Annotated in this window: 21 protein-coding genes; 5 read left to right on the top strand and 16 right to left on the bottom strand. The window is 69.9% G+C overall.

Annotated features, from left to right (window positions below; translation table 11 throughout):
* Nucleotides 1-27: 27 nt before the first annotated feature.
* The 12 genes from nuoK to LZ495_RS20360 all read right to left on the bottom strand — a co-directional run bounded on the left by nuoK (nt 28) and on the right by LZ495_RS20360 (nt 14,823).
* A complete protein-coding gene (nuoK, locus tag LZ495_RS20415; protein WP_235053906.1) occupies nt 28-327 on the bottom strand; it encodes an NADH-quinone oxidoreductase subunit NuoK in 300 nt (99 codons plus the stop codon).
* Entirely contained in the window at nt 324-1,367 is a 1,044-nt protein-coding gene (locus LZ495_RS20410) for an NADH-quinone oxidoreductase subunit J (protein ID WP_235053905.1), read from the bottom strand. Before LZ495_RS20410 ends, nuoK begins: the two co-directional genes overlap by 4 nt.
* Nucleotides 1,364-1,963 (bottom strand): NADH-quinone oxidoreductase subunit NuoI, encoded by a 600-nt coding sequence (gene nuoI / locus LZ495_RS20405; protein WP_372498609.1) that lies wholly within the window; start codon nt 1,961-1,963, stop codon nt 1,364-1,366. Before nuoI ends, LZ495_RS20410 begins: the two co-directional genes overlap by 4 nt.
* Complete coding sequence (gene nuoH / locus LZ495_RS20400; protein ID WP_235053901.1) at nt 1,960-3,381, bottom strand: NADH-quinone oxidoreductase subunit NuoH; 1,422 nt, start codon at nt 3,379-3,381, stop codon at nt 1,960-1,962. The genes nuoI and nuoH overlap by 4 nt, the downstream gene beginning before the upstream one ends.
* Nucleotides 3,378-5,996, bottom strand: coding sequence for an NADH-quinone oxidoreductase subunit G (locus tag LZ495_RS20395; protein WP_235053899.1), 2,619 nt, complete (start codon nt 5,994-5,996; stop codon nt 3,378-3,380). The genes nuoH and LZ495_RS20395 overlap by 4 nt, the downstream gene beginning before the upstream one ends.
* The gene (gene nuoF, locus LZ495_RS20390) at nt 5,996-7,327 is read right to left on the bottom strand and encodes an NADH-quinone oxidoreductase subunit NuoF (protein WP_235053897.1); all 1,332 of its coding nucleotides are present in this window, start codon (nt 7,325-7,327) and stop codon (nt 5,996-5,998) included. Before nuoF ends, LZ495_RS20395 begins: the two co-directional genes overlap by 1 nt.
* A gap of 5 nt (nt 7,328-7,332) precedes the next feature.
* Complete coding sequence (nuoE, locus tag LZ495_RS20385) at nt 7,333-8,049, bottom strand: NADH-quinone oxidoreductase subunit NuoE (protein ID WP_235053895.1); 717 nt, start codon at nt 8,047-8,049, stop codon at nt 7,333-7,335.
* Nucleotides 8,046-9,416 carry an NADH-quinone oxidoreductase subunit D gene (locus LZ495_RS20380; protein ID WP_235053893.1) on the bottom strand — a complete coding sequence of 457 codons (1,371 nt, stop codon included), beginning with the start codon at nt 9,414-9,416 and terminating at the stop codon, nt 8,046-8,048. Before LZ495_RS20380 ends, nuoE begins: the two co-directional genes overlap by 4 nt.
* On the bottom strand, nt 9,416-10,183 hold the full coding sequence (locus LZ495_RS20375) for an NADH-quinone oxidoreductase subunit C (RefSeq protein ID WP_235053892.1): 768 nt from the start codon (nt 10,181-10,183) through the stop codon (nt 9,416-9,418). Before LZ495_RS20375 ends, LZ495_RS20380 begins: the two co-directional genes overlap by 1 nt.
* Nucleotides 10,180-10,764 (bottom strand): NuoB/complex I 20 kDa subunit family protein, encoded by a 585-nt coding sequence (locus tag LZ495_RS20370; RefSeq protein ID WP_235053891.1) that lies wholly within the window; start codon nt 10,762-10,764, stop codon nt 10,180-10,182. Before LZ495_RS20370 ends, LZ495_RS20375 begins: the two co-directional genes overlap by 4 nt.
* Before the next feature lie 116 nt (nt 10,765-10,880).
* Nucleotides 10,881-11,240, bottom strand: coding sequence for an NADH-quinone oxidoreductase subunit A (locus tag LZ495_RS20365; RefSeq protein WP_235053889.1), 360 nt, complete (start codon nt 11,238-11,240; stop codon nt 10,881-10,883).
* A gap of 481 nt (nt 11,241-11,721) precedes the next feature.
* Nucleotides 11,722-14,823 (bottom strand): PQQ-dependent sugar dehydrogenase, encoded by a 3,102-nt coding sequence (locus LZ495_RS20360; RefSeq protein ID WP_235053887.1) that lies wholly within the window; start codon nt 14,821-14,823, stop codon nt 11,722-11,724.
* A 375-nt stretch (nt 14,824-15,198) separates the two neighbouring features.
* On the opposite strand from LZ495_RS20360, the gene LZ495_RS20355 reads away from it, so the two are divergent.
* Nucleotides 15,199-16,419, top strand: a complete 1,221-nt coding sequence (locus LZ495_RS20355; protein ID WP_235053885.1) for an acyltransferase family protein — start codon at nt 15,199-15,201, stop codon at nt 16,417-16,419.
* 11 nt (nt 16,420-16,430) lie between these two features.
* On the opposite strand, the gene LZ495_RS20350 is transcribed toward LZ495_RS20355, so the two are convergent.
* The 3 genes from LZ495_RS20350 to LZ495_RS20340 all read right to left on the bottom strand — a co-directional run bounded on the left by LZ495_RS20350 (nt 16,431) and on the right by LZ495_RS20340 (nt 20,141).
* Nucleotides 16,431-17,690, bottom strand: coding sequence for an ABC transporter permease (locus tag LZ495_RS20350; RefSeq protein ID WP_235053883.1), 1,260 nt, complete (start codon nt 17,688-17,690; stop codon nt 16,431-16,433).
* Nucleotides 17,674-18,405 (bottom strand): ABC transporter ATP-binding protein, encoded by a 732-nt coding sequence (locus tag LZ495_RS20345; protein ID WP_235053881.1) that lies wholly within the window; start codon nt 18,403-18,405, stop codon nt 17,674-17,676. The genes LZ495_RS20350 and LZ495_RS20345 overlap by 17 nt, the downstream gene beginning before the upstream one ends.
* A gap of 62 nt (nt 18,406-18,467) precedes the next feature.
* Entirely contained in the window at nt 18,468-20,141 is a 1,674-nt protein-coding gene (locus LZ495_RS20340; protein ID WP_235053880.1) for an efflux RND transporter periplasmic adaptor subunit, read from the bottom strand.
* Nucleotides 20,142-20,279: 138 nt separating this feature from the next.
* On the opposite strand from LZ495_RS20340, the gene LZ495_RS20335 reads away from it, so the two are divergent.
* From LZ495_RS20335 to LZ495_RS20325, 3 genes are all read left to right on the top strand, one after another.
* On the top strand, nt 20,280-20,648 hold the full coding sequence (locus tag LZ495_RS20335) for a hypothetical protein (RefSeq protein ID WP_235053878.1): 369 nt from the start codon (nt 20,280-20,282) through the stop codon (nt 20,646-20,648).
* 95 nt (nt 20,649-20,743) lie between these two features.
* The gene (locus LZ495_RS20330; RefSeq protein ID WP_235053876.1) at nt 20,744-21,643 is read left to right on the top strand and encodes a hypothetical protein; all 900 of its coding nucleotides are present in this window, start codon (nt 20,744-20,746) and stop codon (nt 21,641-21,643) included.
* Nucleotides 21,644-21,670: 27 nt separating this feature from the next.
* Nucleotides 21,671-22,561 carry a hypothetical protein gene (locus LZ495_RS20325; RefSeq protein WP_235053874.1) on the top strand — a complete coding sequence of 297 codons (891 nt, stop codon included), beginning with the start codon at nt 21,671-21,673 and terminating at the stop codon, nt 22,559-22,561.
* A 27-nt stretch (nt 22,562-22,588) separates the two neighbouring features.
* Here the strand turns inward: LZ495_RS20325 and LZ495_RS20320 are convergent, their stop codons facing one another.
* Nucleotides 22,589-23,119: an O-acetyl-ADP-ribose deacetylase gene (locus tag LZ495_RS20320; RefSeq protein WP_235053872.1), complete on the bottom strand. Its 531-nt coding sequence runs from the start codon at nt 23,117-23,119 to the stop codon at nt 22,589-22,591.
* 400 nt (nt 23,120-23,519) lie between these two features.
* Between LZ495_RS20320 and LZ495_RS20315 the strand changes: the two genes are divergently transcribed.
* The gene (locus LZ495_RS20315; protein WP_235053871.1) at nt 23,520-24,458 is read left to right on the top strand and encodes a hypothetical protein; all 939 of its coding nucleotides are present in this window, start codon (nt 23,520-23,522) and stop codon (nt 24,456-24,458) included.
* Nucleotides 24,459-24,549: the final 91 nt, after the last annotated feature.

The raw sequence follows: 24,549 nt of genomic DNA, 5'->3' as shown, positions 1-24,549 counted from the left end.
GAAACCGAGGTTTGCGTCACCAGTCCCCTACCACTTCATCAGGTTGGCGTCGTCCACCGAGGCCGTCCGGCGGGACCGGAAGATCGCGATGATGATGGACAATCCGACCACGACCTCCGCGGCCGCGACGACCATCGTGAAGAACGCGATGATCTGGCCGTCGTAGTTGCCGTGCATGCGGGCGAACGTCACGAACGCCAGGTTGGTCGCGTTGAGCATCAGCTCCACGCACATGAACACCACGATCGCGTTGCGGCGCAGCAGCACGCCGGCGGCCCCGATGGTGAACAGCAAGGCCGACAAGAACAGATAGTTCGCCGGGTTCATGACCGCGACTCCTTCGATCCGGCGCCGGCCGCGACGGAGTCGCCGTCGGTGCGCTCCGCCCCGGCCTCGTCAGGGTCCACGTCCGCCGCGCCCTCCCCGGTGCCGTCCGCCTCGGGGCCCGCTTCCTCGCCCTCGTGGCGCGCCGTCGGGACGTCGCCGCGCTGCTCCATCCAGACCTCGGCGCTCTCCTCCAACTCCGCCACCTGGTGCACCGGTTCGCGGCTGACGTCGCGGACCTGGCCGCGCGCCCGCAGGGTGGCGTTGACGGACAGCTCCGAGATGCTGCCGTCCGGCAGCAGCGCGGGGATGTCGACCGCGTTGTGCCGGGCGTAGACGCCCGGCGCGGGCAGCGGCGCGAGGTTGACGTTGTCCCGCACCCGCTCCTCGGACAGCTCACGCTGCGTCTTGCGCGGCGTGAGGCGCTCGCGGTGCGCCAGGACCATCGCGCCCAGCGCCGCGGTGATGAGCAGCGCGCTGGTGATCTCGAAGGCCCACAGGTAGCGGGTGAAGATGAGGTGCGCGATGCCCTTGACGTTCTCGCCCTGGTTGATGAGCGCGACGGCTTCCTGGTCGGTCTCCACCGCACCGGACGGCGAGACGCCGCCGGCGCCGTAGCCGGCGAAGTCCCCGAGCGAGGCGTTCGCGATGCCCGCGATGAGCAGGATCCCGAAGCCGAGCCCGCAGAGCACCGCGGCGACCCGCTGGCCGCGCAGCGTCTCCTTGAGCGAGTCCGCCGAGGAGACGCCGACCAGCATGAGGACGAACAGGAACAGCATCATGATCGCGCCGGTGTAGACGACGATCTGCACGATGCCGAGGAACACCGCGCCCTGGGCCATGTAGAAGATGGCCAGGCACACCATCGTCGCGGCCAGCGTGAGCGCGCTGTGCACCGCCTTCTTGAGGAAGACCGTGCCCAGCGCGCCGAGCACCGCGATGGTGGCGAGGACCCAGAACTGCACGGCCTCGCCGGTGGAGGTGCGGGTGACTTGTTCCGCGAGGACCACGCCCTCGGACAACCCGCCACTGGCCATGCTCATCGGACACCCGCTTCATGCTCGTCGGGGACGTCCCCGACCGCCGCGTCCCCGGCGGCGGCCCCCTGGGTCACCGTGCCCGGCGCGGCCTCGGTGACCTTGCCGAGGTAGTAGTCGCGCTCCTCCATGCCCGGGTACATCGCGTGCGGCGGGGCGACCATGCCCTCGTGCAGCGGAGCGAGGAGCTGCTCCTTGGTGAAGATGAGGCTGGCCCGGGTGCTGTCGGCCAGCTCGTACTGGTTCGTCATGGTGAGCGCGCGGGTCGGGCAAGCCTCGATGCACAGTCCGCAGAAGATGCACCGCAGGTAGTTGATCTGGTAGTTGCGCCCGTACCGCTCGCCCGGCGAGAAGCGCTCTTCCTCGGTGTTGTCCGCACCTTCGACGAAGATCGCGTCGGCCGGGCAGGCCCAGGCGCACAGCTCGCAGCCCACGCACTTCTCGAGGCCGTCCGGATGCCGGTTGAGCTGGTGCCGCCCGTGGTAGCGCGGCGCGGTCGGCTTCTTCTCGAAGGGGTAGAACTCGGTGTTCGCCTTCTTGAACATCGTCGCGAAGGTGACACCGAAACCGGCGACGGGTCCCAGGAAGTTGCCCACGGTCATACCTCCTTGTCCGTCGCGTTCGGGGTCGGGTTCGGGTCGGCGCCCGGAGTGGACGGGCCCGGTTCGGCGGACGCGTCCGCCGCGGATTCGTCCGCGGCACCGGCGGCGCCCACGCCGACCGGCACCGCGCGCCGCACATTGCGGCGCGGCACCGGCGGCAACTGCTGTCCTGGCAAGGGCGGTACGGGGAAGCCGCCGGCCATCGGGTCGAAGGGTTCGCTCGCCCCCGGCGTACCGGGCAGCGGCTCGGCTTTCTCTTCTTCGTCCTCGGCGCCGCGGATCATGTCCCACACCACGGAGAGCACGAGGAGGACGACGATCGCACCGGCGATGCCGAGCAGGATCTTCCCGTACTCGTAGCCCTCGTTCTTCATCGCCCGGACCGTCGCGACCAGCATCAGCCACAGCAGCGAGGTCGGGATGAGGACCTTCCAGCCGAGCTTCATGAACTGGTCGTAGCGCAGCCGGGGCAGCGTGCCGCGCAGCCAGATGAAGAAGAACAGGAACAACTGGACCTTGAGGAAGTACCAGAGCAGCGTCCACCAGCCGCTGTTCGCGCCCGCCCACACTTCGGTGATCGGCCAGGGCGCCCGGTAGCCGCCCAGGAACAGCGTGGTGGCCAGCGAGGAGACGACCACCATGTTGACGTACTCGGCGAGGAAGAACAGCGCGAACTTCAGCGACGAGTACTCGGTGTGGAAGCCGCCGACCAGCTCGCCCTCGGCCTCGGGGAGGTCGAACGGGGCGCGGTTGGTCTCGCCGACCATCGCGATGACGTAGATGACGAACGACACCGGCAGCAGCGCCGCGTACCAGGTGTCGCTCTGCGCGAGGACGATCTCCGACGTGGACATCGAGCCCGCGTAGAGGAAGACGCCCGCGAACGACAGGCCCATCGCGACCTCGTACGAGATCATCTGGGCGGTGCTGCGCAGCGAGCCGAGCAGCGGGTACGTCGAGCCGGAGGACCAGCCGGCCAGCACGATGCCGTAGATGCCCACGGACGCGGTGGCCAGGATGTACAGCACGCCGACCGACAGGTCGGTGAGCTGCAGCTGCGTCTGGTGCCCGAACATCGACACCTCGCCGCCCATCGGGATGACGGCGAAGGCCATGAACGCCGGGACCATCGCGACCACTGGGGCCAGGATGTACACCGGCTTGTCCGCGGCCTTGACGATGATGTCTTCCTTGAAGGCCAGCTTCACGCCGTCCGCGAGGGACTGCAGCAGACCCTGCGGGCCGACGTGCTTGGGGCCGATGCGCATCTGCATCCAGGCCACGACCTTGCGCTCCCACCAGATGGCGAAGAGCGTCATGACCACGCAGAACGCGAAGACCAGCAGCGCCTTGAAGGCCACCAGCCACCACGGGTCGGTGCCGAACCCGACCGGTCCGGCCGCAAGTTGGACGTTCACAGGGTCTCCTCGCCGTCACCCTCGCCGGGCTGCCGGGCGGTCGCGCCGTTGGCCCCGGTGCCGTTCGGCGGACCGTCGCCGCCGTACCCGTTCGGGCCCAGCTCGGTGCGGCCGGCCGCGCCGTCGGTGGCCCGCTGCTGCGGGAGGACCGCGGCCTTCAGCCGGACGACCTCGCCAGGCACCACGCCGAGCGTGCGGTGCACCGCGGAGCCGGGCGAGTTGGCGGGCAGCCACACCACGCCGTCGGCCATCTCGGTGACCGCGAGCGGCAGCGTGATCTCGCCGCCGTGCCGGGTCGAGACGGTGACCTCGGTGCCGTCCGCGGCGCCGATCCCGGCGGCGGTCGCGGCGCTGAGCCGGGCGGTCGGGCGGCGCCGGGTGCCGGCCAGCGCGGACTCGCCGTCCTGGCCGCGGCCGTCGTCGAGCAGCAGGCGCCAGGACGCCAGGACCGCTTCGCCGGCCGCCGGACGCGGGGCCGGGCGGCGCTCGCGGGCCTCGGGTCCGGCCGCGCGCTCGCCGGCCCAGCCGCCCAGGGCGCGCAGTTCGCGCCGGGCGGCGTTGACGTCGGGCAGGCCCAGGACGTGGTCCATCTCGTCGGCGATGGCGTGCAGGACGCGCAGGTCCGGCATCGCGGTCCCGGTGCCGCCGGCGACCTGGTCGTGCTTGAGCACCGAGGCGAACGGCCGCTCGCGGCCCTCCCAGTCCAGGAAGGTGCCGGCCTTCTCGGCGGCCGCGGCCACCGGGAAGACGACGTCCGCGCGCGCGGTGACCTCGCTGTGCCGCAGTTCGAGGCTGACCACGAACGGGGCGGCCTCCAGCGCGGCCAGCGCACCGGCCGGGTCCGGCAGGTCGCCGGGCTCGACGCCGCCGACCACCAAGGCGGCGAGCTTGCCGTCCCGGGCCGCGCGCAGGATGGCCGCGGTGTCCAGGCCGTAGCCGCCGGGGAGTTCGGGCACCCGCCAGGCGGCCGCGACCTCGGCGCGGGCCTCGGGGTCGCTGACCGGCCGGCCGCCGGGCAGCAGGTTGTACAGCGCGCCCGCTTCCAGCGCGCCGCGCTCGCCGGCCCGGCGCGGCACCCACGCGAGGCGGGCTCCGGTGGCCTCGGCCAGGGCGAGGGCGGCGGTGAGCGCGCCCGGGATGCCCGCGAGGCGCTCGCCGACCAGGATCACCGCGCCGCCGGTACGCAGCAGGTCGGCGGCGTCCTGGCCGAGTTCGTCCAGTCCGGCGCCGGTGGCCAGCGCATCGAGCCAGTCGGTCTCGCTGCCGGGTGCGGCACGCAGCAGCGCGCCGTCCATGCGGACCAGGCCGGCGCTGGCGAACGGGGCGATCGAGAACACCTTGAGGGTGCCCTTGCGGGCGGCCTTGCGCAGCCGCAGGAACACGATCGGCGACTCGTCCTCCGGCTCGAACCCGGCGAGCAGCACGATCGGTGCGCGCTCCAGGTCGGCGTAGGTGACGCCCATGCCGGTGCCGGCCACCTCGGAGGCCAGGAACTCGGCTTCCTCGGTGCTGTGTTCGCGGGCCCGGAAGTCGATGTCGTTGGTGCCCAGCGCGACGCGCGCGAACTTGGCGTACGCGTAGGCGTCCTCGACGGTGACCCGGCCGCCGACCAGCACGCCGGCCCGCTCCCGGGCGGCGTTCAGGCCGGCCGCCGCGGCGGCGAGTGCCTCCGGCCAGGACGCGGGCTCCAGTTCGCCGGTCTCCGCATTGCGCAGCAGCGGCCCGGTGATGCGGTCGCCGAGCGTCGGGTAGCGGAAGGCGAACCGGCCCTTGTCGCAGTTCCACTCTTCGTTGACCTCGGGGTCGTCGCCCGCGAGGCGCCGCATGACGCGGCCGCGCCGGTGGTCGGCGCGCAGCGAGCACCCGGACGCGCAGTGCTCGCACGCGGTCGGGGCGGACACCAGGTCGAACGGCCGGGACCGGAACCGGTACGCGGCCGAGGTGAGCGCCCCGACCGGGCAGATCTGGATGGTGTTCCCGGAGAAGTACGACTCGAACGGCTGGTTCTCGTAGATCCCGACCTGCTGCAGCGCACCGCGCTCGATCAGCGCGATGAACGGGTCGCCCGCGATCTGCTCGGAGAACCGCGTGCAGCGCGCGCACAGCACGCAGCGCTCGCGGTCGAGGAGCACCTCGGAGGAGATCGGCAGCGGCTTGGGGTAGGTGCGCTTGACCTCGCCGAACCGGGAGGTCGAACGCCCGGAGGTCATGGCCTGGTTCTGCAGCGGGCACTCGCCGCCCTTGTCGCACACCGGGCAGTCCAGGGGGTGGTTGATGAGCAGCAGCTCCATCACCCCGTCCTGGGACTTCTTGGCGACCGGCGAGGACAGCTGGGTGCGGACCACCATGCCGTCGGTGACCGTGGTGGTGCAGGACGCGAGCGGCTTGCGCTGGCCCTCGACCTCGACCAGGCACTGGCGGCAGGCGCCGACCGGGTCGAGCAGCGGGTGGTCGCAGAACCGGGGGATCTGGATGCCCAGGAGCTCGGCGGCCCGGATGACCAGCGTGCCCTTGGGCACGCTGAGTTCGATCCCGTCGACCGTGATGGTGACGAGGTCCTCCTGCGGCTTGGGCGCCGGTGCGCCGCCCGCCGGAGCGTTGGTGGTGACGGTCATCAGGCTTGCGCTCCTGTCAGGTTCGAGGCCCAGACGGTCGAGGCCGCCGGGTCGAAGGGACAGCCGCGATGGGCGAGGTGCTCGACGTACTCGTCGCGGAAGTACTTGAGCGAGGAGAAGATCGGGCTCGCCGCACCGTCGCCGAGGGCGCAGAACGACTTGCCGTTGATGTTGTCGGCGACGTCGAGCAGGGTCTCCAGGTCCGCTTCGGTCCCTTCGCCCTTCTCCAGCCGCTCCAGGATCTGCACCAGCCAGTACGTGCCCTCGCGGCACGGGGTGCACTTGCCGCAGGACTCGTGCGCGTAGAACTCGGTCCAGCGCAGCACCGCGCGGACCACGCAGACCGTCTCGTCGAAGATCTGCAGGGCCTTGGTGCCGAGCATCGAGCCGGCCGCGCCGACGCCCTCGTAGTCGAGGGGCACGTCGAGGTGCTCGTCGGTGAACATCGGGGTGGACGAGCCGCCCGGGGTCCAGAACTTGATGCGGTGGCCTTCGCGGACGCCGCCGGCCAGGTCGAGCAGCTGGCGCAGGGTGACGCCGAGCGGCGCCTCGTACTGGCCGGGGCGCTTGACGTGCCCGGAGAGCGAATAGAGCGTGAAGCCGGGGGACTTCTCCGAGCCGAAGGACCGGAACCACTCGACGCCCTTGTGCATGATGGCGGGCACCGAGGCGATCGACTCCACGTTGTTCACACAGGTCGGCGAGGCGTAGAGGCCCTCGACCGCGGGGAACGGCGGGCGCAGGCGGGGCTGGCCGCGGCGTCCTTCGAGGGAGTCGAGGAGCGCGGTCTCCTCGCCGCAGATGTACGCGCCGGCACCGGCGTGCACGGTGAGTTCGAGGTCGAACCCGGAGCCGAGGACGTTCTCGCCGAGGTAGCCCGCGGCGTACGCCTCCTTGACCGCCTCCTGCAGGCGGCGCAGTACCGGTACGACCTCGCCGCGCAGGTAGATGAAGGCGTGGTTGGAGCGGATCGCGTACGCCGCGATGATCACGCCCTCGATGAGGACGTGCGGGTTGGCGTACATGAGCGGGATGTCCTTGCAGGTGCCCGGCTCGGACTCGTCCGCGTTGACCACGAGGTAGTGCGGCTTGCCGTCGCCCTGCGGGATGAAGCCCCACTTCATGCCGGTGGGGAAGCCCGCGCCTCCGCGGCCGCGGAGGCCGGCGTCCTTGACGGTCTGGATGACCTCGTCCTGGTGCTTGGCGAGGGCCTTCTTCAGGCCCTGGTACCCGTCGTGCTTCAGGTACGTGTCCAGCCGCCAGGGCTGCATGTCGTCCCACGGCGCGGACAGGACCGGGGTGAGGATCGCGGGGTCGGTCGCTTCGGTCATGTCGGTCACGCCCCCTTCCCGGTCTGCGTGGTGGCGGGTGCGTCGGGGTCCTGGCCCTTGGCGATGCGCAGGCCGACGAGGCTGGGCGTGCCGCCCGCGCCGCCCTGGTCGACCGCCTCGGCGCGCGGGTCCGGAAAACCGGCCAGGATGCGCGAGGTCTCCTTGAAGGTGCACAGCGGTGCGCCGCGGGTCGGGCTGACCTGCTTGCCGGCCCGGAGTTCGTCGACGAGGTCCTTGGCGGACGCCGGGGTGGCGTTGTCGAAGAACTCCCAGTTGACCATCACCACCGGGGCGTAGTCGCAGGCCGCGTTGCACTCGATGTGTTCGAGGGTGACCGAACCGTCGGGCGTGGTGCCCTTGTTGCCGACCCCGAGGTGGTCCTTGAGGGTCGCGAAGATCTCGTCGCCGCCCATGACCGCGCACAGCGTGTTGGTGCAGACGCCGACGTGGAAGTCGCCGCCGTTCTGCCGCCGGTACATGGTGTAGAAGGTCGCGACGCCGGTGACGTCCGCGGTGGTCAGGCCCAGCATCTCGGCGCAGAACTCGATGCCGCTGGGACTGACGTACCCTTCCTCGGCCTGCACCAGGTGCAGGAGCGGGAGCAGGGCGGACCGCGACTGCGGGTATCGGCCGATGAGTTCCCGCGCGTCGGTCTCCAACCGGGCGCGTACGTCGGCGGGGTAGCCCGGCGCGGGCAGGCGGGGCATGCCCAGGTCGGTCATCGGTCGACACCTCCCATGACGGGGTCGATGCTCGCGACGGCCACGATCACGTCCGCGACCTGGCTGCCCTCGCACATGGCGGCCATGGCCTGCAGATTGGTGAAGGACGGGTCGCGGTAGTGGACGCGGTACGGCCGGGTGCCGCCGTCGCTGACCATGTGCACGCCGAGTTCGCCCTTGGGCGACTCGATCGCGGCGTACGCCTGGCCGGGCGGGACCCGGAAGCCCTCGGTCACCAGCTTGAAGTGGTGGATCAGGGACTCCATGGAGGTGCCCATGATGGTGCGGATGTGGTCCAGCGAGTTGCCCAGGCCGTCGGGGCCGAGGGCGAGCTGCGCGGGCCAGGCGATCTTCTTGTCCTCGACCATGACCGGACCAGGCTTGAGCCGCTCCAGGCACTGCTCGACGATCTTGAGCGACTCCTTCATCTCCGCGATGCGGACCAGGTAGCGCCCGTAGGCGTCGCAGGTGTCCGCGGTGGGGATGTCGAACTCGTAGTTCTGGTAGCCGAAGTACGGCTGGGTCTTGCGCAGGTCGTGCGGCAGGCCGGTGGAGCGCAGGCACGGGCCCGTGACGCCGAGCGCCATGCAGCCGGCCAGGTCCAGGTAGCCGATGCCCTCGGTGCGGCCCTTGAAGATGTGGTTGTCGTTGAGCAGCAGCTCGTACTCGCGGATCCGGCCGGGCAGGACGTCGACCAGTTCGCGGATCTTGTCGACCGCGCCGGGCGGCAGGTCCTGGGCCAGGCCGCCGGGCCGGATGTACGCGTGGTTCATGCGCAGGCCGGTGATCATCTCGAAGACGTCGAGGATGAGTTCGCGGTCCCGGAAGCCGAACGTCATGACGGTCAGCGCGCCGATCTCCATGCCGCCGGTGGCCAGGCAGACCATGTGCGAGGAGATGCGGTTGAGCTCCAGGAGGAGCACCCGGATGATCTCGGCGCGCTCGGGGATCTGGTCGGCGATGCCGAGCAGCTTCTCGACGCCGAGGCAGTAGACCGCCTCGTTGTGCAGCGGGGCGAGGTAGTCCATGCGCGTCACGAAAGTGACGCCCTGGGTCCAGGTCCGGTACTCGAGGTTCTTCTCGATGCCGGTGTGGAGGTAGCCGATGCCGCAGCGGGCCTCGGTGACCGTCTCGCCGTCGATCTCCAGGATCAGCCGCAGCACGCCGTGCGTGGACGGGTGCTGCGGGCCCATGTTGACGACGATGCGCTCGTCCGCGTCGGCGGCGGCCTGCACCACCTCGTCCCAGTCGGAGCCGGTGACGGTGTAGACCCGGCCCTCGGTGGTCTCCCGGGCCTTGGCCTCGGCGGCCGCCTCGGTCTCCGCGGCGCCGGGCGCGGTGGCGTGGGTGTTGGTCTGCTCGGCCATCAGCTGTACGACCTCCGCTGGTCGGGCGGCGGGATCTGGGCGCCCTTGTACTCGACGGGCACACCGCCGAGCGGGTAGTCCTTCCGCTGCGGGTGGCCGGGCCAGTCGTCCGGCATGAGGATGCGGGTGAGCGCCGGGTGCCCGTCGAAGACGATGCCGAACATGTCGTACGTCTCGCGCTCGTGCCAGTCGAGGGTGGGGTACACCTTCACGAGCGAGGGCATGTGCGGGTCCGCGGCCGGGGCCGCGACCTCCAGGCGCACCAGCCGGTTGTGCGTGATCGACCGCAGGTGGTAGACCGCGTGGAACTCGCGGCCCTCGTCGGTCGGGTAGTGCACGCCGCTGACGCCGGTGCACAGTTCGAAGCGCAGTGCGGCGTCGTCGCGCAGCGTCAGCGCCGTCTTGACGAGGCCGTCGCGGCGTACGTGCAGCGTCATTTCGCCGCGGTCCACGACCACGCGCTCGACGACGTCGTCGTAGGCGATCCCGGCCTCGGCCAGGGCGCCTTCCAACTCGTCGGCGACGACGTCGAATTCGCCTTCGGCGCGGCCTTCGTCGCCGTCCGCGGCGTGCGGTCCGCCGTACGGGCGCACCGCGGCACCGGGCAGGGCGACGGTGCGTACCAGGCGGCCGTAGCCGGAGGTGTCGCCGGTGCCCTTCGGGCCGAACATGCCGTGCCGGACGTCCAGCACCTCGCTCGCCGAACCGCGCGGTACGGGAACTCCGCTTCCGGGCGACGCGTTTTCCGCGCCGGGTGCGTCGCTCATCGCGGCAGCCCCTTCATCCCGCTGCTCGTCTCGACGAGCGGCAGCATCTCGATGGTGGGCACCGCCGTCAGTGCGGCCTGCTCGGCGGCGCGCGCGGCCTGCTCGCGGTTCACCCCGAGCGGCATGTGCTGCACCTGCTCGTGGAGCTTGAGGATGGCGTCCATCAGCATCTCGGGGCGCGGCGGGCAGCCGGGGAGGTAGATGTCCACGGGCACGATGTGGTCGACACCCTGGACGATCGCGTAGTTGTTGAACATGCCGCCGGAGGAGGCGCAGACGCCCATCGACAGCACCCACTTCGGGGCCGCCATCTGGTCGTAGATCTGGCGCAGGACCGGCGCCATCTTCTGGCTCACCCGGCCGGCCACGATCATCAGGTCGGCCTGCCGCGGCGATGCCCGGAAGACCTCCATGCCGAACCGCGCGAGGTCGTACCGGCCGGCCCCGGTGGCCATCATCTCGATGGCGCAGCACGCCAGGCCGAAGGTGGCGGGCCAGAACGAGCTCTTGCGGAAGTAGCCGGCCAGATCTTCGACCGTGCTGAGCAGGAAGCCGCTGGGCAGCTTCTCCTCAATACCCATCGGATGGCCTCTCCTGGAGCACCTGGATCGCCTGGATCACGTGGAACATCTGGACCTCTGCCGTCAGTACCTGCGGGATGCGGATCTGTCGTGCGTGCGCTGGGCTCGGTCGCCCGTCAGTCCCACTCGAGGCCGCCGCGCCGCCACAGGTAGGCGTAGGCGACGAACACGGTGAGGATGAACAGGGCCATCTCGACGAGACCGAAGATGCCCAGGGCGTCGAAGTAGACCGCCCACGGGTAGAGGAAGACGATCTCGATGTCGAAGATGATGAAGAGCATCGCCGTCAGGTAGTACTTCACCGGGAAGCGGCCGCCGCCGGCCGGCTGCGGTGTCGGCTCGATGCCGCACTCGTACGCCTCCAACTTGGCCCGGTTGTACCGCTTGGGCCCGGTCAGCGCGCCGGCGACGAGGGAGACGACACCGAAGGCCGCGGCGATGCCGCCGAGCACCAGGATCGGCGCGTACAGGTTCATTGCCGCACTGCTCCCTTCCGTCCATCGGGACCGGTCACGCCCACCCGCTTGTGAGCATGTGACCAGGTTCACAAGCACCCGGAACGGCGCCGATCCTACGCCTCTTCCGATGTGATCTGCGACACGAGCCCAATTCGATCATGGTGTGATCTTCACCACCTGATGATCGATCAGAAACGATTGCGCCCGAGCTTGTTTCGACCTACCGCAAGGATTCGGACACACAGTGCTAGGGAAGCAACCCGTTAGATGTCGATCTTGACCAACGCTTGACTCGCGCCTATATCAGGGGATTTGGCGGATCATCAAATTTGATCAACATCGGACGACGTGTTAGGCGAGCCTCACCACCCCGGACGCGAAGAACCCCCGGGCGGCGGGCCGCCCGGGGGTTCTTCGGTTTCCTGCTCGACTGCCTGGTCAGGACCGCCTTCCGCGGTTCCGGCAGGCCGCGTGCGCGGGAACGCACGCGGCCGCCGCGTCAGTACCTCCGGTCGGTCAGCGTCCCGCCGTTCGCCGGCGTCCAGACGATGTAGCCGAACTGGAAGTCCTGCCGCCGGCCGCCGTTCACCGAGTACTCCTCGCTGGTCGGCAGGCCGAGGTAGGACGTCTCGGCGCCCTTGGCGTCCCAACGCACCCGGATGCCGCCGTAGATGGCGTGCGCGCCCGTCTGCGGGGACCAGTAGATGGCGCCGCCCTGGAAGTGGTTGAAGCGGGCCGCGCCGTTGCGGGTCGAGGCCTCACTGGTGGTCGGGAAGCCGAGGCCGCCCGAATCCCAGTTGTACTCCGCGTACTTCTGCGCGATCGCCCCCATGACCACCTGCGGGCCGGTCTGCGCCGACCAGTAGATGGTGCCGCCCTGGAAGACGGCGTACCTGCCGCCCGGGCGCCCGGTGTTCGCCTCGTCGGTCAGCGGGAAGCCCAAGTAGCCGCCGTCCCAGCCGGTCTGGCCCCACTTGGTGAAGATGCCGCCGTAGACGGCGCGGGCGCCGCCGACGTCGGACACGATGATCACGCCGTTCTGGAAGTTGATGTAGCGGCCGCCGGGACGCCCGGTAGGCGCCTCGTCACTGACCGGGAACCCGAGGATCCCCGCATCCCAGCCGTACTGCGCGTACTTCGCACCGAACGCGCCGCTCACCGCGTGCGCCCCGGTCGTCGCCGACCAGGTGATGCTGCCCTTCTCGAAGTTGTTGTACCGGCCGCCGGGCCTGCCGGTGTTGCCCTCGTCGGTGGCGGGGTACCCCAGCGAACCGCCTTCGCCGCCGAGCGCCCGCCACTTGGCGTGAATGGCACCCCACACCATGTGCGATCCGGTGCGCGGGCTCCAGTACGCGGAGGCCCCCGGACCGAACTGGTGGTACTTGCCGACCCCGTCCGGGGCGGTCAGCTCGTCGGTGGTCGGCGGGCCGAAGTTCGCCGCGCCGCCCTGCGCGAGGTAGTTCGCGAGCAGTTCGCCACGGATGACGTGCACGCCGGCCGCCCGGCTCCAGTACGCGCGCCCCTTGGCGAACTCCCGGGAGCGCAGGTCCGCGTCGCCGACCTCGGGGCCGGTCGGGGCGCCCAGCAGGGCGGCCACCGCGGGCTCGGCGGCGAGCCGCTTGTCGATCGGCGTCGCGTAGTCGAGCGTCAGCTCCCAGTCGTGGTCGGGCATGACCGCCTCGCGGGCCCGCTCCGTCTCGTCGTCGCCCCAGCGGGCGAAGGTGGCCACACCGTCGGTGGCGGTCTCCGGCGCGGTCATCGTCACCTTGGAGCCCACCACGACCGGCACGCTCGCGGCCTGGTGCGAGTTGAGCGTCACGGTCACCGGGGTGTCCGCCTTGACCGTCAGGGTCACCAGCTTGGGCCAGGCCGCGTAGACGCGCTGGGTGGTCACGCCCTTGGAGTCGGTCGCGATCGCGGTCAGCTGCATGTGCGTGTCGTCGCCATGGTCCGGGAACGCCCGGTCGAAGGTGCCGCCCTCGTGGCCGCTGTCATTGTGCGCGTGGCAGGTGCCGCCGTAGCAGTGCGCCATGACGACTTCCCAGCGCAGGTTCAGCGCGCCGTCCTCGGTGTCGGTGGCCTGCGCCTCGATGCGCACCTTCTCGCCGACCTTGAACTTGCGGTCCGCGGCGGGCGCGGTCCATTCGATCTTCGGCGCGTGGTTGGCCGGGACGACCTTCACCTTGTATGTACCGGTCTTGCCGCCGGTGTCGGTGACCGTCACGGTCGCCTCGTAGTCGCCCGGCTCCTCGTACTTGTGCGTCACCACCGGGCCGGTGCCGGACTCGCCGTCGCCGAAGTCCCAGGCGTAGGTGAGCGGGTCGCCGTCCAGGTCGTTCGAGTCGCTCGCGTCGAAGGTGACGGTCAGCTGCGCGGGGTCGACGGTGGTGGTGGCCTTGGCCACCGGCGCGCGGTTGCCCGCCTCGTAGACCAGGCGCTTGACCGAGTTGGTGTACAGGTCGACGTAGACGATGTCGCCGTTGCCCGGGGCCGCGGCGAACTTGGCCGGACCCGTGCTGGTCGACCGCCAGTCCGTGTTCGGGTCGTGGCTGAACACCTCGGCCACCGGGTTCGCGAGCTGCGCGCCCTGCGCGTCGCGGATCTTCATCGTGCGGATCATCCGCTGCGAGTAGTCGCCGAAGAAGTAGCTGTTGCGGTACTGCTCCGGGTACGAGATACCGGTGTAGACCACGCCGCCGGTGACGCTCGCCCCCTTGCCGTCGTGGTTGTAGGCGTACAGCGGCTTGCTGGCCGCGACGCCCTTGCAGCCCGGCAGGTCGGTGTAGCCGGCGGTCGGGAAGTCGCCTTCCCAGCAGGGCCATCCGTAGTTGTCGCCGGCCCGGACCAGGTCGATCTCCTCCCACGTGCCCCAGCCGACGTCGCCGACCAGCGGGGCGCCGGTCACCGGGTCGAGGGACAGCCGGAAGGGGCTGCGGAAGCCGGACGCGTACATGCGGCTGGCCCACGAGTCCGGGGCGGCGGCGTTGTAGCCCGGGTTGCCGGGGACGCCGCGGCCCTGGTTGTCCAGGCGCATCAGCTTGCCGTACGGGGAATCGGGCTTCTGCGCGTCCAACGCCCGCGGGTCGACCGGCACGAAGTCGGCGTTGTCGCCGATGCTCAGCCAGACGTAGCCGTCCGCGTCGGCGAGGACGCCGGTGATCGCGTGGGCGGTGAAGCGGGCCGGGGCCTCGACCATCACGAACTCGTCGCTGAGCCCGGTGGGCGCGGATTGGCCGTCGACCTTCCAGCGGCTCAGGCGCAGCTTTCCGTCCGTGGTGGTGTACGCGGTGTACATGGTGCGGTTGGTCGCGAAGTCGGGTGCGAGCGCCATGCCGGTCAGCCCGAGGTCGAGCGTGTCGTCGACCGGTATGTCCTTCAGCGGGGTGACCTGGCCGCCGGCGGACACGTACGCGACGTGGCCCGATTTGCCGATGGTTATGTAGCCGCCGTCGGGAGTGAACACGAAGTCCGTGGTCAGGCCCTGCTGTCCGGTGGTCGATTCGCGGACCGAGAACCCGGGCGGAAGGGTCTGCGCGGCCTCGCCGCGCTCCGCCAGCGTGTACCAGAACAGGCCTGCGGTGAGTGTGAGAACGATGCCCAACGCGGTGATCAGCTGTCCCGCCGACCTGTACTGGAACCGCGGGCGTCTGTGCGTGTTGATGGAACAACCCCCTGTGACCATGCGCCCGTATAGCAGCATGGGGCATCAGAAGCTAGCCAACTTGCAGGTCAATAAGAAGGCATTTGTGGTTTCAACTTGCTTACGGCTGGACAGAGGGGCATCGGCCCCGATCCCGGGCAGGGCGCCGGGTGTTCCCGCTCACACTCGTCCCGCCGCCCGGAAGCCCGCGAACCTGCGGGATGCCGCTCCCAGAGCCGATCCGCCGACCCCGGAGGCACCCCGACCGCGCAGCTCGGATATGTAACAGTTCCGACATGCACTGTGGATTCGCTAGTGGCCCGATATAAATCCCCCGTGAACTTTTCGCTGCTGTCGCGTGAAGCCAGGCTGAAGTCCCCTGGTTCCCGCCAGATATCGCCGCCCCCGGCGGCCCCGGCGGATGCGCCGGCACCGGCGGAAGCATCGGCTCCGGAGACCCCCAAGTCCCCGACGGCCCCGGCGGCGCCGAGGGCGGCAGGGGGCCGGCTCGCGGCCCTGGACGGCCTGCGGTTCATAGCAGCGGCCATCGTCATGCTGCACCACTTCGTGATCGCGCCGTACGCGTGGGGCATCGGCGAACCGCAGCGGCTCTTCGACAGCACCCTCGTGGTGGTCAGCGGCTACGGCTGGCTCGGCGTCGAGTTCTTCTTCCTCATCAGCGGCTTCGTCATCTGCATGAGTTCATGGGGCCGGAGCATCGGGCAGTTCGTCACGTCCCGCATCACGCGCCTCTACCCCGCCTACTGGGCGGCCATCGTCGTCACGACACTGATCGTGTACACCGTCGCCGAGGGCAAGGGCGTCTCGGCCGTCTCGGTCTGGGACCGGCTGCTCAATCTGACGATGCTCCAGGAACCCCTGGGGGCACCGGCCGTCGACGCGGTCTACTGGACACTCTGGGTGGAGCTGAGGTTCTACCTGCTCTTCGCGATCGTCGTCTGGCGGGGCGTCACCTACCAGCGGGTGATCGTCTTCTGCGCCCTCTGGATGACCGCGGCGACGCTCGCCACGGCCATCGACAACAGGACGCTCGAGATCCTGCTGATCCCGGAGTCCGCCCCCTTCTTCATCGCGGGCATCGCCTTCTTCCTGATGCGCCGCAACGGCCCGACCCTGCTCCTCTGGGGGATCGTCGCCTTCGCCTTCGCGTTCTCCCAGCACAGCGTGATCGCCCGCCAGGAGTCGACCGAGTGGATGATGCACCACAACATGCCGTCCTGGCCGACGCATGCACTGGTGACGCTCTTCTACGTCGTGATGGCCGTCCTCGCGCTGGGCTACCTGGACCGCATCCGCTACCCCTGGCTCACCACCCTCGGCGCCCTGACGTTCCCCGTCTACCTGATCCACTGCGAGGCAGGCTGGGCGCTCATCATCGCCCTCCGCGGCCGCTTCAATCCGCACCTGGTCGTGTTCATGGTGATGCTCTGGGTCCTCGTGGTCGCCTGGCTCATCCACGTCCTCGTCGAAAAGCGCGTCGCCCCCCGCCTCTCCACCGGCCTCAAACGCGCCTTCGCCACGATGCCGAAGGACTAGGAAGGACTAGCTCAGCGGCGGAGGGCGTCCGCGGGTTCGATGCGGGCGGCGCGCAGTGCGGGATAGAGGCCGGCGACAAGGCCGACGGCGCTGCCGATCAGCGGCGCGGGCACGACCACCCACGGTTCGAGGATGGCCGTCCAGTCATTGCCGACCGCAGTGGCCAGGACGACAGCGACGCCGCAACTGGTGCCGATGAGGCCGCCGAGGGTGCCCAGTGCGGTGGATTCGGCAAGGAACTGCAGCGCGATGTGCCGGGGACGGGCTCCGAGCGTGCGGCGCAGGCCGATCTCGGGGGTCCGCTCGAGGACCGCGACGAGCGTGGTGTTCGCGATGCCGACCGCGCCGATGACGAGGCTGACCGAGGCAAGAAGAAGGAAGAGGCTGTCGAGCGCGCGGCCGACGTCCTCGCGCAGGTCGCGGGGGTCCGGCGGCGGCGTCACGCTGAACAGTTGCGGGCCGTCGGGGCGCAGGGCCACGGGTGCCTGGCGGGCGATGAGCCGGGCGGCGCCGATACGGGTGTGGACGATCATCGACGCGCGCGGGCCGACGGGTTCGCCGAAGCCCTGGACGGCGGTGGCGGCGGGGATGAAGACCGAGGACAGCAGCTCCGGCATGCGGCGGGTGTCCGCGATGATGCCGACCACGGTGTAGGGGCTGCCGTTCACGAACACGGCCGGGTTGCCGTCGAGCCGGGTGATGCCGAGTTTGCGGGCGGCCCCGGGGCCGAGCACGGCGACGCGTTCGCGGCGGCTCTCGGCGAACCGGTCGTACGTCCGGCCGGTGCGCAGGGTGGGCTCCATCGCGGCCAGCGCCCCGGGGCTGGCCGCGTAGAGCCGGATGCCGTCTCCGTACCCGGCACCGGGGGCGTCCGCGTCGGGGGTGGCGGCGAATCTGGGGCGGGCCTGGTCGATCGGCCAGAAGACGCCGCCTGCGACGACGCCGTTGAGGGCGCCGATGCGCTGGTCCGCGTCGGCAGGGAAGGACAGCGTCGGGTCGTCGGGGACACCTGTGCCGACGTCGGCGACGGTGACCTGGGTGGCGCTGAGCTCGTCGAACCGCTTGTCGATCTGACCGCCGGCCGTCGCGGTCAGGCCGAGGACGGCCACGAAGGCCCCGATGCCGAGGACCGTTCCGAGCATGGTGAGGACCGAGCGGGCAGGTCGCTGCAGAACCCCGGCGAGCGCTTCGGCGGCCAGGTCGCGGCGCCGGATTCCGGAGGGTTCGATGCCGCGTGCGCGTCGTCCGCGACGGCTATCCGGCGTGGGCATGCGGCTCCTGCGGGGCTGAGGCGGCCTGCCCGGACGGTCGGTCGGCGCTCAGCCGTCCGTCCCGGATCGCGAGGATGCGGTCTGCTCGGCCCGCGACGTGCAGGTCGTGGGTGATCACGACGATGGTGAGTCCGGCCGAGTTGAGCTCGGCGAGCAGGTCCATGACGGTCCCTGCGGTTGAGGTGTCGAGGCTGCCGGTCGGCTCGTCGCACAGGAGGAGACTGGGACGGTTGACCAACGCCCTTGCGATGGCGACGCGTTGGCGCTCACCGCCGGAGAGCGTCGTCGGCAGTGCGTGCATGCGGTGGCCGAGGCCCACACGCCGCAATGCCTCGGCGGCGGCCTTGCGGCGGTCGGCGGCGGAGACACGGCTGTAGAGCTGCGCGAGCGCGACGTTCTCCAGCGCGGTGCGGTAGGGAAGAAGATGGAACGCCTGGAAGACGAAGCCGAGGCGGCGTCCGCGAAGCGCGGTCCGCTCGGTCTCGGACAGCGAGCGGACGTCGATGCCGTCGAGCTCGTACGTTCCGGTGGTGGGGCGGTCCAGCAGGCCGGCGAGGTTGAGGAACGTCGACTTGCCCGAGCCGGAAGGGCCGACGACAGCGACGAACTCGCCGCGCTCGACGGTCATCCGGCAGTCGCGCAGCGCGGTCACGGGCGGCGGACCCGGGTAGGTGAGGCCGACGCCGTCGAAGCGGATGACCGGGGTGTCCGTCATCGGCCGACCAAGGGCATCGTCTCCGGCAGACCGCGCCTGCCGGTTCCGCCGCCGCAGCAGGCTCATGCGCCGACCACGACAGTGTCGCCGGCCTCCAGCTGCGCCGGTCCCGCCGCGATCACTTCGACGTAGCCATCGCCCGACAGCCCGGCCTTGACCTCCACTTGGGCGGTACGTCCGGCTGCGTCGCGCTTGGTGACGGTCGTGCGGCCGTCGGCACTTGTCGAGAGCGCCGAGACCGGGACGACCAGCACCGGAGCGGGCGTCGATGCCTGAGTGATGGTGAGCCGGACGTTCTGGCCGTCCCAGTTCGGCTCGAGAGCCTTCTCCGGGGCCACGGTGAACGGGGTGCGGGAGGAGCCGCCCTGCTGGTTCGCGGGTGCCGCGGTCGGGGCACCCGGGAAGCCCGCGCTCGGCCCGGCATGCTGGCCTGCAGCTGCCTGTCCCCCACCGATGCGCGCGACCGTCCCGGTCGCGTGCCCGCCGATCGACTCGGCGTCGATCCGCACCGCCATGCCGGGCTTGATCAGGCCCACCTGGTCCTGGGGCAGTTCCGAGGTGATCTCCAGGCTGCCCGAGGAGAGCGTGAGAAGAGGTGCGGTCACCTTGTCGCCGACCTTGGCGTTCAACTTCACCAGCTTCACCGGAAATTGCGGAACGAACACCGCTTCGGCGACCGGGAGATACGGGCCTGTGGTGGCGACCAGCTCCGCCTGATTCTGCTTGGCGGCCGTCAACGCCTTCTGCAGGTAGCGCAGTTGCTCGGACAGAGGCTCACTGCCGTCACCCGAAGGCCCGGGCGTTCCTCCGGGCGCCCCCGGGCTCGGCGCCCCCGAAGGCGTACCCGCACCCGCCGCGATCTGCCGCTTCATGTTGTCGACCGCCCGCTGCGCCTCGTCGACCGAAGTCTGCGCCGCCTGAAGAGCCTTCCGGTCGGCCTGTGGGTCGGAGCCGCCCGTGGTCGGGACCGCGTATCCGAGACGCTCGTACAGCTTGGTCAGCGCCGCCTTGGTCCCGGGACCGAAGTGCCCGCGCGTATCGGCACCGACACCGAGCCCCATGGCCGTGAGCGCAGCTTGCAACTGGGCGACATCCGCCCCCTCGCCCCCCGGCTTGAGGTCCCGGTACGCCGGAACCGCACCGGCCAGCACGATCACCGGCCGCCCGGACACCTCCACGGCCACGTCCCCGCCCTGCAGCCGCGCACCGGCCTGCGCGCGCGTGCCGGTCACCAACGGCGCAGCAGCCCCGACCGGCGCAGTCGGCGTGACCTCGATCTGCGCGGTCGTCACCACGTTGCCCCGGACGGCCAACGTGTCCGTCAGCAACCGCCGTTCGACCGTCGCCGTCAGCACCGACGCCTTCGGCGGCCCGGCCTCGGACTTCGCCTGCGCCGGCGACTTCACAAACGTCGACGCCACCAGCCCTGCAAGGGAAAGCACCGCCGCACCCACCGCAATACCGATGACCACCCGCTGGCGCCGGATCATGCGTGAAGCGGAGTCCGGTATTCCGAATTCCCTGTCGCTCACTTCGATGGCATCCTCACCGACGTCGGCCACCCCGGCGGAATCGGATGAACGCACAATCTCTCCCCGAAGATCATCGTGCCGCCACCATCCATCCGGACAGTCGCCAAAGAGCGTCGAATTATGCCTCCGGCAAACCCAGGAAGCAAGCGTTTGCCGCTGCTGATACCGGGACAAACGCTCGTAGTTGCGGGCCGCCCCAACCATCCCGACGAATGCCTCCCAAGATGGTCACCGGTGAATTCCAGGCACTTGACACCGTCACGCGCACCTCGACAACCTGTCCGTTGCATCGGCGGGCTCCGACGCCCGCTGCAGACCATAGTTCGGGGGAACTTTATGGGAATGCGCAAGGCGACCGCGGTCGTGGCGATCGCAGGCACCATGGCGACGGCCGGAGTAATCGCTTCGACACCGGCTTCGGCGATTACCAACCCCAGGTGCACTGCATCGGACACCACCCCGTTCCGCATCTGGACCATGGCAGGAGACATCTGCTACAAGGGCGCAGGCGGCGTGAACGGAAAGTACTACACCAGTACCCGGCACTACTCTGCCGGAACGCAGGATGCGTTCGTCTGGTATCACATCGGGTCCTCGTACTACAGCCCGCACATCTATCCCGGGCAGTGGTACGACCCCAACTCGGCAGACACTGCCGTGACGACCGCGCTGTGGATTAACAGCCGCGGTGGATGCACACAGCCCTGCTGATTACGACGTGCGGGTGCACCGCCGCGACGCGAATCGCGGCGGTGCACCCGCACGCCCGATTCTCGGTCCTGCAGTCGAAAGGAGGTCGAAGAAGCGTGCGCAAAAGGACTGTGACATCTCTCTGCACCCTGACCTTGACGGCTTTTGCCGTCGCTGGGTGCGGCGGCGGTGCCGAGCGGGAACCGCAGGCGCCTCCGATCGGCAGCATTACGACCGTCACCGATCCCGCGCAGATCCTGCGGCCGATCGACCGCTACATCCCGACCGGCTGGGAATCGCAGTTGGTCAATCAGGCCGCGAACGACGCGATGGCCGAATGCATGCGCAGCTTCGGAATCACTTTCACCCCCGCACAGGTCATCGGTCTCGAAAACGCGGAGCACATACGCCGCACCATCGACGAGGTCTTCGGTGCATTCGATCCGCAGCAGGTCTGGATGGACGGCTACCGGGTTCGTGCCGAGCTCAGTGGGCCCGCGGGCCCGATGCCGGAGCAGCCGGGGCTGAGCCCGGCCGAAGCCGGCGTGTTCAATGGCGTGGACCCCGTCACGCAATCCAAGGTTGCCCAATTTGCCGGGCGTCCCGTTCCCGATGGTGGATGCTTCAAGGTCGGGCGGGACTCGATCGGCGGAATCTCTGTCTCCCCGAACGTGGGCGTTCTTCCGTTTGGAGGTCCAAAAGTCCCGGCCGACGACCCACGCATCAAGGCGGCTGTGGATGCGTGGCGCGGCTGCATGCGCGAGCACGGGTACGAATACCCGGACCCTTCGGCGGCGTACCTGGACGACAAGTGGCATACAGCCGAGATCACTTCGGAGCAGCGCGCCACAGCAGCGGCTGACAACGGATGCAAAGTCTCGACCAATCTCGTCGGGGTCGTACTGGCGGTCACAATCGCGTACGACAACCTGTACATCGAGCGCAACGCGGTGGCACTCTCCGATTATCGCAAGCGCGTGGACGAAGTCCTGCGGCAGGCCAAACCCGCGGTCTGAGCGACCGCCATCATGTGAGGGGAGTGCGTGTTGATATCGCCTCGATCAGTCTGGTCGGCTATCGCAATCGGTGCCCTGGTGGTCGGCGCCGCCGGGTGTGCGGATGCCGAGAAGAAAGCCGATGTGCCGGAAATCGGGCCGATATCCGTGATCACCGACCCGTCCCAAGTGGTCCACCCGGTGGATGCCTATCAGTTGAGCGAGGCCGAGAAAGCCGCGCTTGGCAAGGTGGCGGCCAAGGCCTTCGCGGACTGCATCCGGAGCTACGGCGTGGACTACTCGCCTGCCGCAGAGCCCCCGCGGCAGGCCGGCCCGTGGGATGTGCATCCGAATTCGTTCGGGGACTACGGGATTTTCGATCCGTCGGAGACGTGGCACGAAGGGTTTCGACTACGGCATTACCCGCCCGAGGTCACGTCACCACCGCCGCCGAAGGAACGTGATGACGTGGACCGGTTGGCCAGCGGTACCACCGACGGCTTCACGCGCCTCACCGAGTTCGCCGGCAAGCCCGTCCCTGAAGGCGGCTGCGACAAGGTGCGCTCGGACGCGTCGTCGGCGCTGGGTGTCGACATCAGCCCCACGTTGGAGACGGTGACTCCTGTGGAGGACCCGCGCCTGGTGGCGGCCGAGTCGGCATGGAGCAAGTGCATGAAGCAGAAGGGGTTCGACTACCCGAATCCGGCGGAGGCCTCGCGGCAGGAAAAGTGGAGCGACGGCCCCTCCGAGCCGGTAGGCGAGGAAGAGCGAGCCACTGCGCGCGCTGACACCCAGTGCAAGTTGGCGACGAACCTGGTCGGTATTTTCAACGCGGTGGCGATCGCGTACGAGAAGCGCTGGATCGAAGCGAACGCTCCGCTGCTGGCCGAGGTCCGCGCCCGCCGCGATGATCTCCTGCGGCGGGCCGCAGCCCTGTAGACCCGCCCTCGGAGGGGCCGGTTCCGGTCAGCCGTAGTAGTCCTCCCAGGCTTGCGTGAAGGACGCGAAGGCAGCGGCGTCGAACAGGACGAACCGCACCAGCTCGACTGCGGTTTCGGGAGCGCGCAGCGGGGCGACGGTCTGCACGGCGATGCGTGCCGCATCGTCCAGGGGCCAGCCGAACGTCCCGGCCGAGATGGCCGGGAAGGCGATGGTGCGGGCGCCGAGTCGGTCGGCTGCCCGGAGGGATTCTCGGTAGCAGGAGGCCAGGAGGGCGGAGCGGTCTTCGTCTTTCGACCAGACGGGGCCGACGGTGTGAATGACCCAGTGGGCGGCCAGGTCGCCCGCTGTGGTGGCTACTGCCTGGCCGGTGGCGAGGCCGCGGCCGTAGTGGGAGGCGCGGAGGTCGCGGCAGGCGGCCAGGATCGCGGGGCCGCCCTTGCGGTGGATGGCGCCGTCCACTCCCCCGCCGCCGAGCAGCGAGGAGTTCGCGGCGTTGACGATGGCGTCGACGCGCTCGTCGGTGATGTCGCCCTGCACCAGCTCGATCCGGACCATGCGCCCATCCTCGCCTTCGGGAGGGCCGCACGCGAACGGATTCGCGGGGGTCCGGGTGCTCGTGTCCGGTCGGTTCCGGTCCGGTTCGGGGTGGGTTCGGGGGCGGGTCGGATCGGTGCGCGGCGGACTTTGCGATAACCGGAGTGAAAGCTATTACCTAGGCCGAGACCGATGCGTCATCATGGACCTGCGGCGGACCTTGGCCAGGGGTTTCGTCGCAGGTCATGTTCGTTTTCTCCGTTGATCATTCCGCCGTGTAGGCGATGTTTCCCGACGTTCGGCATGCCTGGGGGCAGGCGACGGCCGCGTGTGCTTTTTGCGGCTTTTGTCGGCCTGTGCAGAGGGCTTGGCCGAGGGTCGTTCCGGCACGCGACGAATCCGGGCGAGGGGCGGTTTCGGCATGGTCAGACTTGCGGTCGTCATCCCTTATTTCAACCCCGCGGGCTACGGCTCCCATGAGCGGAAGCTGTCCCGCACTCTTGCGGCGTACCGATCGGCCGGCCTGGCCGAGGACGTCTACCTGGCCGGCGCGGGCGGGACACACCCGCTGGACGCCCAGGTCGCGTTCTGGGATGCCGAATGCCCGTTCCTATGGCACAAGGAACGCTTGATCAACTTGGCGGTACGGCAGTTGCCGGCCGAGTACACGCATGTGGTGTGGGCGGACAGCGATGTGATCGTGCACCGCGAGTGGGCCGCCGCGGTCGCGGACGCGCTGCGGCGGGCGCGGCTGGTGCAGGGCTTCCGGGTGGTCCGGCACCGGGACACCCGGGACGAGTTGTCGATGACCCGGGTCAGTGCCCTGGTGCCCGGCGGCCGCGGTGCGATGGGGCTGGTGTGGGGCGCCTGCCGTTCGCTGTTCGAAGAGGGCGGCGGGCCAGGGCTGTTCGACCGGGCGATCGTCGGCGGCGGCGACTCGGTGCTCGGCTGGGCGGTAAGGCAGCGGTACGACACACCGTCCACACCGTGGCTGGATTCCTACCGCAGCAACCTGGGCCTGAAGTGGTCGGCGGAACTGGTCGCGGAGTACGACGCGTGGGTCGCGCGGGCCGGGGCCTGGCTGGGCGACGGCGGTGTCGCCGCGGCGGACACCACGGTCGAGGTACTGGAGCACGGGCCGCCGGAGCTGCGGCAGTACGGCGACCGGAACTACCTCTTGTCCGGGCTGCGTCCCGCGGAGCATCTGGTGGACGAGCCGGGACGGGTGCTGCGCTGGTCCGCGTGCGGCATGGCGGCCGTCGAGCCGGGCGTACGGGCGTACTTCCACAGCCGGCGCGAGGACGATGCGTCGGTGGCCGAGCCGGTGGACGCCGGCGTCGCGGTGGAAAGTGCGGCGTGAGTACGGCCCGAGGGCGGGGCTTGCGGACAGCCTGAGGTGAAGGCGGGGCCTGCGGACAACCTGAGGTGAAAGCGCAAGCGGGCCCTCCGAA

The organism is Yinghuangia soli, from assembly GCF_021502675.1.
Taxonomy (GTDB): domain Bacteria; phylum Actinomycetota; class Actinomycetes; order Streptomycetales; family Streptomycetaceae; genus Yinghuangia; species Yinghuangia soli.
The sequence above is the reverse complement of the archived record's forward strand: the minus strand, read 5'-3'. Positions and strand labels throughout refer to the sequence as shown.